This window comes from Bradyrhizobium sp. 192, assembly GCF_023100965.1.
GTDB classification, from domain to species: domain Bacteria; phylum Pseudomonadota; class Alphaproteobacteria; order Rhizobiales; family Xanthobacteraceae; genus Bradyrhizobium; species Bradyrhizobium symbiodeficiens.
On sequence record NZ_CP064690.1, the window covers coordinates 801,389 to 816,076 of the forward strand.

Annotated in this window: 15 protein-coding genes, 1 tRNA gene and 1 pseudogene; 10 read left to right on the plus strand and 7 right to left on the minus strand. The window is 63.7% G+C overall.

Annotated features, from left to right (window positions below):
• The first annotated feature begins 161 nt into the window (after positions 1-161).
• From IVB24_RS03755 to IVB24_RS03775, 5 genes are all read left to right on the plus strand, one after another.
• Positions 162-779 carry a hypothetical protein gene (locus IVB24_RS03755; RefSeq protein ID WP_094976161.1) on the plus strand — a complete coding sequence of 206 codons (618 nt, stop codon included), beginning with the start codon at positions 162-164 and terminating at the stop codon, positions 777-779.
• Positions 766-1,140: a transcriptional regulator gene (locus IVB24_RS03760; RefSeq protein ID WP_162308818.1), complete on the plus strand. Its 375-nt coding sequence runs from the start codon at positions 766-768 to the stop codon at positions 1,138-1,140. Before IVB24_RS03755 ends, IVB24_RS03760 begins: the two co-directional genes overlap by 14 nt.
• A 31-nt stretch (positions 1,141-1,171) precedes the next feature.
• On the plus strand, positions 1,172-1,909 hold the full coding sequence (locus IVB24_RS03765) for a di-trans,poly-cis-decaprenylcistransferase (protein WP_247772088.1): 738 nt from the start codon (positions 1,172-1,174) through the stop codon (positions 1,907-1,909).
• Between the two features lie 123 nt (positions 1,910-2,032).
• Positions 2,033-2,569 carry a GNAT family N-acetyltransferase gene (locus tag IVB24_RS03770; RefSeq protein WP_247772089.1) on the plus strand — a complete coding sequence of 179 codons (537 nt, stop codon included), beginning with the start codon at positions 2,033-2,035 and terminating at the stop codon, positions 2,567-2,569.
• 78 nt (positions 2,570-2,647) lie between these two features.
• A complete protein-coding gene (locus tag IVB24_RS03775; protein WP_140481665.1) occupies positions 2,648-3,133 on the plus strand; it encodes a cyclic nucleotide-binding domain-containing protein in 486 nt (161 codons plus the stop codon).
• Here the strand turns inward: IVB24_RS03775 and IVB24_RS03780 are convergent.
• From IVB24_RS03780 to IVB24_RS03790, 3 genes are all read right to left on the minus strand, one after another.
• Complete coding sequence (locus IVB24_RS03780; protein WP_247772090.1) at positions 3,072-3,899, minus strand: metallophosphoesterase; 828 nt, start codon at positions 3,897-3,899, stop codon at positions 3,072-3,074. The genes IVB24_RS03775 and IVB24_RS03780 overlap by 62 nt on opposite strands.
• Positions 3,900-3,977: 78 nt before the next feature.
• Positions 3,978-5,030, minus strand: coding sequence for a hypothetical protein (locus tag IVB24_RS03785; protein ID WP_247772091.1), 1,053 nt, complete (start codon positions 5,028-5,030; stop codon positions 3,978-3,980).
• Between the two features lie 3 nt (positions 5,031-5,033).
• Positions 5,034-6,428, minus strand: coding sequence for an MBOAT family O-acyltransferase (locus tag IVB24_RS03790; protein ID WP_247772092.1), 1,395 nt, complete (start codon positions 6,426-6,428; stop codon positions 5,034-5,036).
• 339 nt (positions 6,429-6,767) lie between these two features.
• Here IVB24_RS03790 and IVB24_RS03795 point away from each other — a divergent pair, with 339 nt between their 5' ends.
• The 3 genes from IVB24_RS03795 (at position 6,768) to IVB24_RS03805 (ending at position 8,266) form a co-directional block, all read left to right on the plus strand.
• Positions 6,768-7,454 (plus strand): DNA-3-methyladenine glycosylase I, encoded by a 687-nt coding sequence (locus tag IVB24_RS03795; protein ID WP_166467709.1) that lies wholly within the window; start codon positions 6,768-6,770, stop codon positions 7,452-7,454.
• A gap of 26 nt (positions 7,455-7,480) precedes the next feature.
• Positions 7,481-7,774, plus strand: a complete 294-nt coding sequence (locus IVB24_RS03800; protein ID WP_106947472.1) for a DUF1330 domain-containing protein — start codon at positions 7,481-7,483, stop codon at positions 7,772-7,774.
• A 198-nt stretch (positions 7,775-7,972) separates the two neighbouring features.
• A complete protein-coding gene (locus tag IVB24_RS03805; RefSeq protein ID WP_094976171.1) occupies positions 7,973-8,266 on the plus strand; it encodes a hypothetical protein in 294 nt (97 codons plus the stop codon).
• A gap of 45 nt (positions 8,267-8,311) precedes the next feature.
• Here IVB24_RS03805 and dinB read toward each other — a convergent pair whose 3' ends face one another.
• Positions 8,312-9,412, minus strand: a complete 1,101-nt coding sequence (gene dinB / locus IVB24_RS03810) for a DNA polymerase IV (RefSeq protein ID WP_247772093.1) — start codon at positions 9,410-9,412, stop codon at positions 8,312-8,314.
• A 43-nt stretch (positions 9,413-9,455) separates the two neighbouring features.
• On the opposite strand from dinB, the pseudogene IVB24_RS03815 reads away from it, so the two are divergent.
• Both IVB24_RS03815 and IVB24_RS03820 read left to right on the plus strand, forming a co-directional pair.
• A pseudogene (locus IVB24_RS03815) lies at positions 9,456-9,898 on the plus strand (TspO/MBR family protein).
• A gap of 94 nt (positions 9,899-9,992) precedes the next feature.
• Complete coding sequence (locus IVB24_RS03820; RefSeq protein ID WP_094976173.1) at positions 9,993-10,202, plus strand: hypothetical protein; 210 nt, start codon at positions 9,993-9,995, stop codon at positions 10,200-10,202.
• 26 nt (positions 10,203-10,228) lie between these two features.
• Here the strand turns inward: IVB24_RS03820 and IVB24_RS03825 are convergent.
• From IVB24_RS03825 to IVB24_RS03835, 3 genes are all read right to left on the minus strand, one after another.
• A tRNA-Arg gene (locus tag IVB24_RS03825) sits at positions 10,229-10,305 on the minus strand.
• 61 nt (positions 10,306-10,366) lie between these two features.
• Complete coding sequence (locus tag IVB24_RS03830; RefSeq protein ID WP_247772094.1) at positions 10,367-11,458, minus strand: diguanylate cyclase; 1,092 nt, start codon at positions 11,456-11,458, stop codon at positions 10,367-10,369.
• Positions 11,458-14,580, minus strand: coding sequence for an EAL domain-containing protein (locus tag IVB24_RS03835; protein WP_247772095.1), 3,123 nt, complete (start codon positions 14,578-14,580; stop codon positions 11,458-11,460). Before IVB24_RS03835 ends, IVB24_RS03830 begins: the two co-directional genes overlap by 1 nt.
• Positions 14,581-14,688: the final 108 nt, after the last annotated feature.

Sequence of the window (14,688 nt, forward strand, 5' to 3'; positions counted from 1 at the left end):
ATCTACGGGAACACGGGGTGCGCAACCGGCAGTTGTCCGGACCGGCGGAATCCGCTCGCGACGACTTTCGGCTTGCGTTTGCTTTGCAGTGCCATATACTTTGCATCACAAAGTAACGGGACGGGCAATCCCGGAAACACGGGCGGAACGAGGTTCTGGGGTTGCGCGATCTCGACAAGGCACTGGCCGATATCGGAGCGATCCGCAGCCAGATTGCGGCCGGTACCGCGTTCCGCGGTTACGGCCCCGCGACGATGGCCGCGACCGGCGCCGTCGCGCTGCTCACCGCGATCCTGCAATTCTGGCTGCTGGGCGATCCCACCGGCGAGCCGCTCGGCTTCTTCTTCGGCTGGTTCATCGCTGCCGCGCTCTCCGTCCTGATGATCGGGATCGAGATGCGCGCGCGTTCGCGCCGCCATCATTCGGGTCTGGCCGACGCCATGATCCACCAGGCGGTCGAGCAGTTCCTGCCGGCAGGCGTTGCCGGTGTGCTGCTCGCGGTGGTGTTGTGGAAGTTCGCGGGCGAGACGCTGTGGCTGCTCCCGGGCCTGTGGCAGATCCTGGTGTCACTCGGCATTTTCGCCTCCGTCCGCTCGCTGCCGCGCACTGTCGCGCTCGCCGGCGCCTGGTATTTCGTGTCCGGCTTCGCGGTGGTGGTGCTCGCGAGCCAGACCCATACGCTGTCGCCATGGACCATGGGCCTGCCCTTCGTGATCGGGCAGTCGGTGATGGCGGCCATTCTCTATGTCGCATCCGGAGACCATGATGTCGAAGATTGACAGCGCGCCCTTCTCCTATGAAGGGCTCGACCGTGTGATCCACGAGAAGGCGAGGCTCGGGCTTCTGACCTCGCTGATGGCGCATCCCAAGGGGCTGGCATTCGCCGACCTCAAGCAGCTCTGCGGCCTCACCGACGGCAATCTCAGCCGGCATCTCGGCGTGCTGCAGGAGGCCGGCCTCGTCGAGGTGACCAAGGGCTACGAGGGCAACCGCCCGCACACCACCTGCCGCCTCACCAAGACCGGGCGCCGCCGCTTCCTCGACTATCTCGCCGTGCTCGAGCGCCTGGTGCGCGACGCCGCCAAGGCCGCCGGTCGCGAGGCGCCGCCGCTCGGTCGCCTCGGTATCGTCTCGACCTGATCCTTCCCCTTTTTTGACCGGAGACTTTGCGATGCAAAGTGGTGCGTCCCGCAACGAGAAGCTTCATGTCGGCATCATCATGGACGGCAACGGACGATGGGCGACGCGGCGCGGCCTGTCGCGCGTGCGCGGCCACGAGGCCGGTGTCGAGGCGATCCGCCGCATCGTCGAGGCCGCGCCAAAACAGGGCATCGGCACGCTGACGCTCTACGCTTTCTCCACCGACAATTGGCGGAGGCCGAAGGCCGAGGTCGCGGCGCTGATGACCTTGCTGCGCTTCTATCTCGCCAACGAGGTGCAGAGCCTGGTCAAGAACGGCGTTCGCCTCACAGTGATCGGCCGCCGCGACCGGTTGCCTGACGGCATTGCCAATGCGATCACGCGCGCCGAAGACGCCACCGCTGAAGGCACCACGCTGCATTTGCGTATCGCCGTCGACTATTCCGCCCGTGATGCCATCCTCAATGCCGCGGCGAAAGCGGCGGCGCTGACGAGCCTTACCCGCGAAGCCTTCTCGCAGCTCGTCACCGGCGAAGCCGGCCTGCGCGACGTCGATCTCATCATCCGTACCTCGGGCGAGAAGCGGCTGTCGGACTTCCTGCTCTGGGAGGGCGCCTATGCCGAGCTGCACTTCACCGAGCGGATGTGGCCCGAATTCGACGCCGGCGATCTCGCCGCTGCCTTGGTGTCATTCCATGGCCGCGAGCGCCGCTTCGGCGGGCTTCAGGCGATCGTGCCCGAGGAGGTGCCTTCACTCTCCCGTGTGTGACGCGCGGCACATGGAAACGAACTGTTCGTTTTCAGCCGCATGATTGGCAGCTCCGTCCAAGCGTCCGGTGCGCGGCCTCGGCTAGGTCTGCAAGTCCCAGCAACCTGCCTGAAAGCATCGCGCATGTCCCAGCTGTTTCCGGGAGCCGTCGTCGAGCCGGTCGAATTGGCCGAAACGAAGGCCATGGTCTGCATCAGGACCGCGGGCGAATCCGATGTCGAGAGCCTCTCGGTCTATTTCACTGGCCTTTCCACGACATCGCGCAACAAGCGCTTCAGTGGCGCACGAACCGATCTCTCCGCGGTCGCGGCCGAGTGCGTCGCCAAGTCCGACCGGCTCGACCACTTCACCTTGCTCGCCGAGCTCAGGCAGGAGGGCCAGGGCCGGATCATCGGCGAAGCGCGATACGCCTATGACGAGGCCGTCCGTTACGGCGAATTTGCCATCTCGGTCGCCGATGCCTTCCACCGCATGGGCCTTGGCCTTCAGATGATGACGGCGATGGAAACGCGCGCCATCGATCTCGGTCACGAGATGATCGCCGCCGAAACCGCCCGGACCAATGCCGAGATGCGCGGCCTGGCGAAGAAGGCAGGTTTCAGGGATACCGGACTGGGAGATTGGCAGTCGGTCCACCTCGCGAAACGCTTGTCGCGTTAGCCGGGCTTGCTGTAAATTTGAGCAAGGGTGCGGCGCGGATCGTGCTCTACTGCAACCCGTGACGGGAGACTTCGCAGGATGCGCGCAGTTCTGAACTATTGCACGGGCGGGACCGAACGGCAGGTCAAGGCCGGGGCGGTCGTCGTTACCGAGGGCGGTACCACCGGCCATCTCTACGTGCTGATCCAGGGCAAGCTCGAAGTGCTCAAGGGCGAGATGGTGGTCGCCACCGTCACCGAGCCGGGCGCGGTACTGGGCGAGATGTCCGTGCTGCTGGGGCAGCCGCATACGGCGACGGTGCGGGCCTGCTCGGATTCCATCATCTACGAATTCGAGGATGCGGCCTCGTTCCTCGAGCAGGAGCCGGGCGTCGCGGTGCTCATCGCAAAAATGCTGGCGCAGCGGCTCAACGTCGCCAACACCTATCTCGCGGATCTCAAGCGGCAATATGCCGGGCACGGCACGCACCTGGCCATGGTCGGCGAGGTGCTCCAGAGCATGATCAACCTGCCGCCGGTTGAGGTCTCGCCAGGTTCGGATCTGCAATCCGATCCAAGGATGTGAGCCAGTCCGGCGGCGCATCGATGGGCGTGGCGGGCCGCTTCAGCGGCGCGTTGAGGTCGATCCATTGCGCTTCGCCGGCCGCAAGCCAGAACGCCTTGTTTGCGTCGAGGTCGAGCACGATGTAGGTCGGGGGGCGGCCGGGTTGCAGGCCGGTGTTGAAGACCCAGCTCTCGCCCAGCCGGTCGAACCACGAGCCATCCTTGATGAAGGGCGACTGGTGCACGTGGCCTGAGATCACGATCGACGGCTGGTACTGCATGATCCATTGTACCAGCTCGACGTCGCCGAAGAAGCGCTTGCCGCCCCAGCTCGTCGGCGAATCCGCCGGCGGCGCGTGATGGGCCCAGATCCAGCGTGGCAGCCGGCCGGAAGCCGCGTCGCCGAGCTGGGCCATGAGGCGCTGCTTGACGAGCGGCCCGTCCCACCACGGGCACACCGTGAACAGGGTGTCGCCGATGGTGAGGCTGTCGCCATCGCAGGCAATGCCGATGTCGCGCACCTCCGAAATCCAGCGTGCGATCTTCTCGCCCTCTGCATTGCGCTCGTCGAGGTCGTGATTGCCGGAGCAGAGGATCACGCGGGTCTTCGCGGCGAGCAGCGCGAGGTACTTCTTCACCACCACGATCTGGGCCCGGAAATCCACTATCGAGCCGATGTCGAGCGCATCGCCGGCGAAGATCACGAGGTCGAATTGCGGAGCTGCGCTGACGAGCCAGTCGAGCTGAGGCAGCGAATAATGCAGGTCGGCAACGACCAGGCAACGCATCGAAAATCCATTGGTTAAGAGAAATCGAATTGCTTGCGAATTGACGGGCCAGCCGGCCGTTCAATCAGCCGCCTGATGCTATTTCAGGATTCCCCGGTCAGCCAGAGTCTTCGACAGTTGCTCAGTGTAGATCATCCGCGCCCATCGATGCAAATGCGACGGATAATGCGCATACAGGATGTCCAGCATCACGTCCGGGGTGTCCAGGAATTGCGATTGATCGAGGCCAAGCCGAGCCGCAATCCTTTGTCCTGCCTCGGCGTGGAAGCTCTGCGGGCCGCCCTGAGCATTGACGGAATTGACCGGCGAGATGACGAGATAGACCTTCGACCGGTCGAACTTCGACAGCGTCACGGACAGGGAGTCGAGCGCCTTCTCGAATTCCGCGTTGATCACGAAAGGCTTCGAGGCGGGGAGCGGCTTGAGAAGAACGTGGCCGGGCAGGGTGGCCTTGAAAGCTTCCAGCGAAGGAATATCGAGCATTCGGCTGGGCTCGACCGCGCCGCCGTGCTCGCTCCATATGGTCGAAATGAACTGGTCCTTGCCGCCGTAATAGATCGCATAAGCGCCCGGAAGCGGGGTGTACACGGTGCGCTCCATCAGCAGTCGGATATATTCGAGACCGCCGGCCGGAAAGGTCAGGCCGGAAGGAAGTTCGAAACGGTCGTTCCTGATGAAGGCCGGCCACTCATTCCATCTTGGATCGCGCTCGAACTGGATCGGATTGAACACGAGAATGAGCTTCTTGGGCTGGCGACCGCGGGCGACCATCTTGTCGAGCATGGCACCGTAGCCATCCGGGCCAACATAGCCGATGGTGCAGAACGCCTCGACGCTGGATCCCGGAAACGCATGCAACAAGGTCGGGACGTGAATCCCGAACAGGCAAGAGCTGTCGCCGAGAAAGGCGAGATCGGATGCAGGCAGTCGCTCCGAACGCCTGATCTGCTCGAGGACGATGTAGGTCTCGATTCCGCGAGACCATTGATGCTTGCTCTGCCGATGGATGAAACTCGCGATCCCGAGGATGAGAGCCGTCAAGACCGCGACCGGAACGAACCTGCTTGCGACAAGCCGAAGCGCATTGATCAGCGGCGAATTCATGATCGGCTGGATCGCGCGTTTCAGCATGGCCTAGAACTGAAAATAGATGAAGGTTGCGTTGACGTGCCCGGACGCCGCGATCGTCACAGCCGCCAGGGCTGCAAACAGCGGATACTTCATCCATGCAGGGCAGCGAATCAGGAAATAATCCCCGTGCGACTGCAGCTGCCATTCCAGCAGCATCAGCGGGATTGTCAGCGATAGAACCGCGAGCGTGACGGCGCTGTGCACCGGAGCCCATTCCCAGTTCCTGAGCGCACTGAGCATGCCGACCAGCAAATTCCAGTTTGCCGCTCGAAAGAGAAACCAGCCGACGAAGACGACCAGCATGGTAACGGCCCAGCCGGCGCCGCGAGCAATCGTCGAAGGCGGTTCATCTCCCCCGGGCACTTTGCGCCATAGCGCAAGCACGGTGCCATGGAGCAGTCCCCAGAGAACGAACGTCCACGACGCGCCGTGCCAGAGGCCTCCCAAAGTCATGGTCAGCATCAAGTTCCGGTTCGTGATGGTCTCGCCACGACGGTTTCCGCCGAGGGGGATATACAAATAGTCCCGTAGCCATGTGCTGAGGCTGATGTGCCAGCGCCGCCAGAATTCGCTGATCGAGACCGACCAGTAGGGGTAGCGGAAGTTCCAAGTCAGCTCGAAGCCGAACAGCAGCGCGACGCCCTTTGCGATCAGGCTGTATCCGTTGAAATCGGCGTAGATCTGGATGCCGAAGGCGATCGTGGCGAGCACGACCGACCAGCCGAAGGGCTGTTCCGGAATGAAGAGCGTGTCGACGATCATCGCCAGGCTGTCGGCGACCACGACCTTCATGGCGTAGCCGTAGATCAGGAGCCAGAGCGCGCGGTCGGCATGATCGGCCGTGAATTGTCGCGGCTTCGAAAATTGATCCAGGAGATTGCTGGCTCTTTCGATCGGACCCGCCACGAGTTGCGGGAAGAACGCCTTGAAGGCGAGAAACTTGACGAGGTCTCTCTCCGCGACATGCTTGCCGCGATAAACGTCCACGACATAGGCGATGCCCTGGAAGGTGATGAAGGAAATGCCCAGCGGCAGGATGATGCGCAACGTCGGCAGGTTCGGTTTGAGACCCGCGTGTTGTGCGATCGTCACGAACGAATCGACGAAGAAGCTGAAGTACTTGAATATCGCGAGCACGACGATCGCCACGGCGACCGCGGAAAAGACCAGAAGCTTTCTTGTGTGCTCGTGAGGGCTCGCGGCGATCAGAATCGCCGCGGCATAGTTGACGATGGAAATCCCGACCAGCAAAGGCAGAAAACGCCAGTCCCACCAGCCGTAAAAGACGTAGCTTGCCGCCAGGATGATGAGGTTCCGGAGCGCGAGCCGGGAGGTGGCGTGGTAGAGCAGGAAGGTCGCGGGAACCAGACCTAGGAACGCCACCGAGACAAAGGACATTGCAGGAATGGTTCACATGATTGGGTCGCGCCGCCGCTCGTCGTTCTGCTCAGTCTGAAAACGATGCGAGCGGAGGGTGCTACCGGGATTGCTTAGATGAACCACAGGCCCACGAGGCGGCGACTGGGGCTGCTTCACTGGCGGAGGCATCCAATAACAACTATGAGATGAAATCAAACCGCCATCCGCGGGCATGCCCGGTCACGGGCGGCGACGTCGTTTGCCGAGCGCTCGATGAATTGCGCTTGGCGCACCGGCATCAGGCATTTCCATCACGGTGGAACTGGACCTGTGGAGCGAATTCTGATGTCGTGACGGACCCTCAACGCGGATGTCCGCATGACCTCCTTCAAGACCATTCGTGCCCGCGCCGAGAAGCGCAAGGGCGGGCCCAAGGCGCTGGAGAAGCTGATGCCGGCAAAGCCGGACCTCAAGCGGCTGGCCAGGCTCGGCGACGACCGCGTCCTCGCCGAAATGACCAAGCGGGTATTTTGCGCCGGCTTTGCCTGGAGCGTGATCGAGACGAAATGGGACGGCTTTGAGGACGCTTTCCTGCATTTCCAGCCGGCGAAGCTCACCTTCCAGCCCGAGGATTATTGGGAAGGCCTGCTGCGCGATGCGCGCATCGTGCGCAACGGTGCCAAGATCATGTCGGTGCGCGACAACGCCGCCTTCGTGCAGGCGATCGCGAAGGAGCATGGCAGCTTCGGCAAGTTTCTGGCGAAGTGGCCCTCGTCCGACGAGATCGGCCTGCTCGATCTCATGACCAAGCGCGGCAGCCGGCTCGGCGGCAACACCGGGCAGATGCTGCTGCGGTTTATCGGCTGGGACGGCTTTGTGACGTCCGGGGACGTGGTCGCCTGCCTGCGCGATGCCGGCCTCGACATTGCCGAACAGGTCAAGTCGAAGGGCGACCTCGCCAAGGTCCAGGCGCAGTTCAACGCCTGGGCTGAAGAGACGGGCTTGCCCTATACCTATCTGTCACGAATCTGCGCGCTCTCGGTGGGCGAGAACCGCAGCGAGTAACCTTCACAACGACCTGGAGAACAGCAATGGCAAAGGCCTATTGGGTTGCAACCTATCGCGCGATCAAGAACCCCGATGCGATGGCGGCCTACGCCGGCGTGTCGCGCCAAGCCATCGAAGCGGCGGGTGGCCGCGTGATCGCGCGAGGGATGCCGGCGGCCGTCTTCGAACTCGGCCAGATGGAGCGCGTCGTTCTCATCGAGTTCGACAGCGTCGCGAGCGCCAAGGCGGCGTATGAGAGCCCGGCCTACAAGGCCGCGCACGACCTGCTCGGAGATGGTGCGGATCGCGATATCCGGATCGTCGAAGCCGTCGATTAGCCTACCGCGGACAGATCGTGCGCATCCTGTGGCGATCTCGTGCCGCGAGCGCGGCGGATGGAACGCGCGATCACGAAAAACATTTCACCGGAACATTCCCGCGCAGCGCCTGTTCGGACTCGAGCCAGGCGGACTAAGGCGCAGGGAACGCGTGCTCCCGCCCGGCCAATGAAACCGGACACAGAAACGGAGCAGCTCATGAAGCTCACATCCGAACAAGTGAAGCAGACCGTCAACCAGCTCGGCGCTCAGGTGCTGCCCGACGAACATCCGGCCATGCCGCAGCTCAACAGCATGTTCGGCGAGCATACCTTCTTCGTCGACGAGATGGGCCTCAAGGTCCTCGAGCCCACACCATCGCCCGGTGCCGATCGGCAGAGCGGGGAAGTCGTCAGCCTCGCCGATTGGGGCGATTCCGACCTGACCCGCCTGATGGCGCACGAGCCCGAGCCGACCGGCGTGATCGTGGTGTTCGAGCACGTGCGGCATTGAACCGCCCCGGCCGGACCCCTTGGGGCCGATCGCATCTCGCCCCGTTCAAATGCCGAACGTCAATTGTGGCTCCGCTTCGTCCCCGACCTGGAGGGCCGACAGCGATACCCCCAGCAGCCTGACACGTTTGGGCAGCGGCATCTCGACTTCGAGCAGGCCGCTGGCCAGCCGCTCCAGATCGTCCCGGCCCGCAACCGCCGCCGGGACGGATTTGCTGCGCGTGATGATCTCGAAGTCGGCGAATTTGATTTTCAGGGTGACAGTGCGGCCACGGTTGCCCGTCGTCTCGCAATGGCGCCAGACCTTGTCGACGAGGGGCTTGAGTTCGGTTGCGAGCGCGTCGAATTCGGTGAGATCGGTCGAGAACGTGGTCTCCGCGCCGATCGACTTGCGGATCCGGTTGGCCCGAACCGGCCGTTCGTCGACGCCGCGCGAGATCCAGTAGTAATAGGCGCCCGACTTGCCGAAATTCGCATTCATGAACGCAAGCGTCTGGTTGCGGATGTCGAGACCGGTGAACAGGCCGAGCGCGTTCATCTTCGCAGCCGTCGCCGGACCTATCCCGTGGAACTTGCCGACCGGCAGCGTCTCGACGAAAGCCGGTCCCATCTCCGGCGAGATCACGAATTGACCGTTGGGCTTGCGATGGTCGGAGGCGAGTTTTGCGAGAAACTTGTTGTAGGAGATGCCCGCCGACGCGTTGAGACCGGTCTCGGCCTTGATCTTCGCGCGGATCTTCAGCGCGATGTCGCGCGCCAGCGGGATGCCCTGCATGTTCTCCGTCACGTCGAGATAGGCCTCGTCGAGCGACAAGGGTTCGATGACGGGCGTGTGCTCGGCAAAGATGTCGCGGATCTGCCTGGAGATCGCCTTGTAAACCTCGAAGCGCGGCCTGACGAAGATCAGATCGGGACACTGCCGCTTCGCCGTGACCGATGGCATCGCGGAGCGAACACCGAACTGGCGCGCCTCGTAGCTGGCGGCCGCGACGACGCCGCGTTCCGCGGAGCCTCCGACCGCGACCGGCTTGCCGCGCAGCTCCGGATTGTCGCGCTGCTCCACCGACGCATAGAAGGCATCCATGTCAATATGAATGATCTTGCGGACCGGCGGGGCTTCGCCGGTCACCGTGTCGGATTCGCTCATGGAAAGATGATACAATTGCGCGACGGGATGCGCGAGGTGATGGATGCTGCAGCTGTTGTTGTTCGTGGTGGGCGTGGTCGGCATCGGCTGGCTGATCGGCGCAACCAATCTCCCCGGAGACTGGTATGCCGCCCTCGCCAAGCCGGCTTTCGTGCCACCGAACTGGGCGTTCCCGGTGGCCTGGACCCTCCTTTACATCATGATCGCCATCGCGGGCTGGCGGACCTTTCGCCGCGAGCCGTCGGGCAAGGCAATGCTGGCCTGGGCGAGCAACTCGCGCTGAACTTCGCCTGGTCGCCGGTCATGTTCACGATGCACCAGATCGGCGCCGCGCTCGTCATCCTCATCGGCCTGTTCGTCGCGATCGTGACCTATATCATTATCGAGTCATCACGAGACAGGCTGGCCGCCGCGTTGTTCGTGCCCTACGCAGCCTGGGTCGCGTTTGCCGGCGTGCTCAATGCGGCCATCTGGCGTTTGAATTGAGACCTTCGGTCTCGACCAATTCAAAGAGCAATCTCAGGCTTGTGAGTGGCAAGCATGGTGACGCGACCTAATATGAGCGCACGGAGGACAGCCAATGCAATACAGCTCCGAGCTCATTCACACGATGCGTCAAGCGCTGGAGACGGTGATGGCGAGCATACCGGCCCATCAATCGGTGTTCGGCCTGAAAGCGGCCGTAGCCGAATGTATCCTGAACGCCGCCGCGCATGGCCAGACGTCATATGACGGATTGGTTTCGTCCGCTTCCGACCAGATCCAGGCGATCGTTGCGATGCTGACGTGAGCGACGGCCCGAGACGGCGGCAAGACTGGCGCACCCGACACGATTCGAACGTGTGACCTTTGCCTTCGGAGGGCAACGCTCTATCCAGCTGAGCTACGGGTGCAGTGCTCGCTCATTTAGCCGATTGGCGAGGGGCGGGCAACCTGTTCTCGCCACATTGCGCTTCAAGCGGTTTTGCGCCGGAAGGGGGCCGGAACCGCTGCGGCCTCCCGGCCGAGGCTTGCGAACTCGGCCAGCACCCTTTCGGCGCAGATGACGCGGTTGCGGCCGAGGCGCTTGGCCACATAGAGCGCCTCGTCGGCCGCGCCCAGCAGCCGGTCGGGGCCGCCGTCGGCGCCGCCGGGAATGTGGCTGGCGACCCCGACGCTGAGCGTGACGTGGTCGCCGGCGCCGATGGCGCCGTGGGCGATCCGCAAGGCGATCACCGCGCAGCGGATCTCGTCGGCGATGACGCAGGCAGTATCGCAATCCATGTCCGGCAGGATCAGCGCGAACTCCTCGCCGCCATAGCGGCCGGCGAGATCGAGCGGACGCACGGCATGCCGGCTGACGACCGAAGCGATCGCGCGCAGGCATTCGTCGCCGGTCTGGTGGCCGTGATGGTCGTTGAACAGCTTGAAATGATCGACGTCGACGAACAGCAGCGCCAGCGGCTTTTGCGTGCGGTGGGCGCGCGCCCATTCGCTCATCAGCATCTGGTCGAACGAGCGACGGTTCGACAGGCCGGTCAACCCGTCCTTGGCAGCGAGCTCCTTCAGCGCCATCTCGGCGCGCTTCTGGTCGGTGAGGTCGCGCAGCGTCTCCACCACGGCGATCAGATGTCCGGCTTCGTCGTGGATCGGGCCGGCGTCGATGGCGAGATAGAGCTGGCTGCCGAGCTTCGGCATCATGCACCAGTTCTCCGCGGAAAAGCCGAGCCCGTTATGACCGCGCGCGGCATATTCCGAATAGAACTCCGGAAGCCGCTCCGGCCGGTCGAGCGCGACGAGGTCGGCGAGGCAGGGGCGCCTGGTCTCGTAGAAGGCCTGCCAGTGCTTGTTGGTGCCGATCACGTCGGATGCGGCGAGGCCGGTCAGCCGCTCGCAGGCCCTGTTCCAGATCACGACACGGCGCTTCGGGTCGATCACGAAGGTCGGTACGACCAGATGCTGCATCAGCCGCACGGCATAGGAATCCGCGACGTCGACGGATTTGGCCGAAGACTTACTTGAAGTCCTTCCCGGCGACTTGCTTGACGGCTTTGCTGGTTTCGTCATCAGGCCACCGCCGCCACGGGCAAGGCTTCGGGCAAGCCGTCACGCGAGCCGAACAGTTTCCGCACTTCGCTGGCCGGTACCGGCCGGCTGAACAGATAGCCCTGCATCTGCGTGCAGCCGAGCGCACGCAGGATATCGCGTTGCGCCTCGGTCTCGACGCCCTCGGCGACCGTGGTCATGTTGCTGGCGGCCGCGATGTTCACCACCGCCTGCACGATCACGGGCGCGCCGCTCGTCTCCGCGATGTCGGCGACGAAGCAGCGGTCGATCTTGATCTTGTCGAACGGGAAGCGCTTGAGATAGCTGAGCGAGGAGTAGCCGGTGCCGAAATCGTCGAGCGCGATGCGAACGCCGATCGAGCGGAGCTGGTGCAGGATCGAGAGTGCAGCTTCGTCGTCGCGGATCAGCACGGCCTCGGTGATTTCGAGCTCGAGCCGGCGCGGGTCCAGCCCGGAAGCGGCGAGCGCGCCCGCGATCCGCAGCGCCAGCGTGTCGCATTTGAGCTGCACCGGCGACACGTTGACCGCGACGCGGATATGCGTCGGCCAGGTCGCGGCCTCGTTGCAGGCCATGCGCAGCACCCAGTCACCGAGCTGGGTGATCAGGCCGGTGTCCTCGGCGACGGGAATGAACTCGGCCGGCGACACCATGCCGCGCTCGGGGTGACGCCAGCGCAGCAGCGCCTCGCAACCCGAGACTTCGTTGGTGCGCAGGTCGACCAGCGGCTGATAGTGAATCTCGAAGCCGCCGTTCACCACCGCCTGCCGCAGATCCTGTTCCATGCTCAGGCGCGCCTTGGCGCTCGCATCCATCTCCGGCTCGAAGAAGCGGTGGGTGCGGCGCCCTTCGGCCTTGGCGCCGTACATCGCAAGATCGGCGTTCTTGACGAGCTGGTCGAGATCGGTGCCGTCCTGCGGCGCAAGCGCGATCCCGATGCTCGCATCGGTGGAGAGCTGATGACCGAGACAATGATAAGGCTGTCGGATCGCCTGGTAGATCCGGCTTACGAAGGACAGCACGTCGGCAGGGGATTGTATCCCGGTCTGGATCACCGCAAACTCGTCGCCGCCCAGTCGCGCGATCAGATCGCCCTGCTTGAGGCAGCCGCGGAGACGGCCTGCGATCGCCTTCAACAGCTCGTCGCCGACGTGGTGGCCGAGCGAATCGTTGATGCCCTTGAATTCGTCGACGTCGATGTAGAGCAGCGCGAACTGGCAGCCGTCGGCGACCTTCGCCAGCTCGCGTTCGATCTGCTCGCGGAACAGCGTGCGGTTCGGCAAGTCGGTCAGCGCATCGTAATGCGCCATATGCGCGATCTTCTCGTCAGCCCGGCGCCGGTCGGTGACGTCGTCGATGACGTGAATGAGATAGCGCGGCTCGCCGGCTTCGTCGGGAATCCTGATCCGGGTCGAAGTAATGTAGCGGATCCCCTTGCCGGGCATCTGCCAGGCGTGCTCGTCCTTGAACGATCCTTTCGCCGATTGCAGCGCGTTGGTGTCGTCTTCGGTGATGCGGGCGGCGGGCGCCTCGGGGAAGATGTCGAAAGCAGTCTTGCCCACGACGTCCTGGCGCGAATGGCCGAACAGCTGCTCGGCGACGCCGTTCAGCAGCAGGTACTGCCGGGTGCGGGCGTCCTTCACCGTGATCTGCGACGGGATATGGTCGATGATCTCGCGCAGGAAGGTGTGGTTGCGATCGCGCTCCTGCTCGAGGTTGCGGCGCTCGGTGATGTCTTCGATCGTGGCGACCCAGCCGCCCTGTGCCAGAGGCGTGTTGATGACCTGAAAGGCGCGGCCGTTGGCCAGCTGATGCGTGCGCCTGGAGACCGTGCCTTCGGCAACGACCCTCATGACATCGGTGCAAAACGCCTCGACGTCGCCGTCGAATGCGCCGCGCTCCTTGCGGTGGTACATCGCCTCGCGGATGTGGCAGCCGGGCTTGATGACCTCGTGGGAGAGGCCGAACATGTCGGTGTAGCGGCGGTTGCAGGTGACGATGGTGCCGCTCGCGTCGTAGAGGATCAGCCCCTGCGTCATGTTGTTCAAGGCGGTGTCGAGCCGCAGCCGCTCCGCTTCCAGCCGTTCCTGGGCTTCGCGGTTCTGCCGGTTGATCAGGCGGATGATCAGATAGAGGATCAGCGCGATGACGGCTGCCGAAAGCGCGGCGGTCGTGACCATGAAGCCGGTCTGATGGCGCCAGTCGGCCAGCGCCGCGGCCGTGGTGTTGGTGGCGATGATGACCAGCGGGAAATGCGTCAGTGACGCCGCCGATCCGAGCCGTTCCTCGCCGTCGACCGGACTCTTGCCGCGGAGCGTCTGCTGGCCACCCTTGGCCAGCACCTGCTGCATCAGCGGCGCATCCTTGAAGCTCCGTCCGATCAGCTCTTCGAGGTGCGGGTAGCGGGCCAACATCTTGCCTTCGCGATCGAATAGCGAGATGGCCGTCCCCTCGGCCAGCGCGACAGATGCGAAATAATGCTGGTAGCTGTCGGGATCGATCCGGCGGACCATCACGCCGAGGAAGGTGCCGTCCGCGCCGGTCAAGCGGCGTGCGACGATCGTGGTCCATTTGTTGATGATGAAGCTGCGGACGGATTCCAGCAGCACCGGCTCGGACTGCGGATTGGTCTTGAACGTCTGAAAATAGGCCCGGGCCGAAACGTTGATCTTGGGCAACGGCTGGGGCCGCGACCAGTTGATCAGATCGCCGTCGGCATCGTAGATCGCGATATCGCCGAGATAGGACACCGAGCTGGTCTTGCTGCGCAGCATCTGGTGCGCCGCCGGGCCGGACATGCGCTCGCGGAACATCGCCGGCGAGGTGATCTCCATCAGGCTCATCTGCCCGATCACGTCGGCGGCGACGACGTCGGAATCCTCGAATTGCTGGTCAAAGTGCCGCGCGATGAGCTGCACCGTGTTTTCCAGCTCGCGTTCGCGGTTGGTCAGGGTGCGCTCGCGAAATTCGCCGACGGCCATGGCCGTCACACTGAAGATGCCCGCGACCAGCAACACACCGCACAGGGTCAGCCACAGGACGGGACCACGTCGCGCCAAAGCCTCCCAGCCGTTCCTTGCGGCTAGAGACATTCCGGCTGCCACCGTGGAAAAGACCTGGCGCATTCCCCCTCCCTGGAGGAACACGAATACACCGCACAAATGGCCTAAACCTTAGGAAAGCCAGTTACCTAAGCCTTAATCCAGTTGCGCCATCGCCTCCGTATGCAGCGC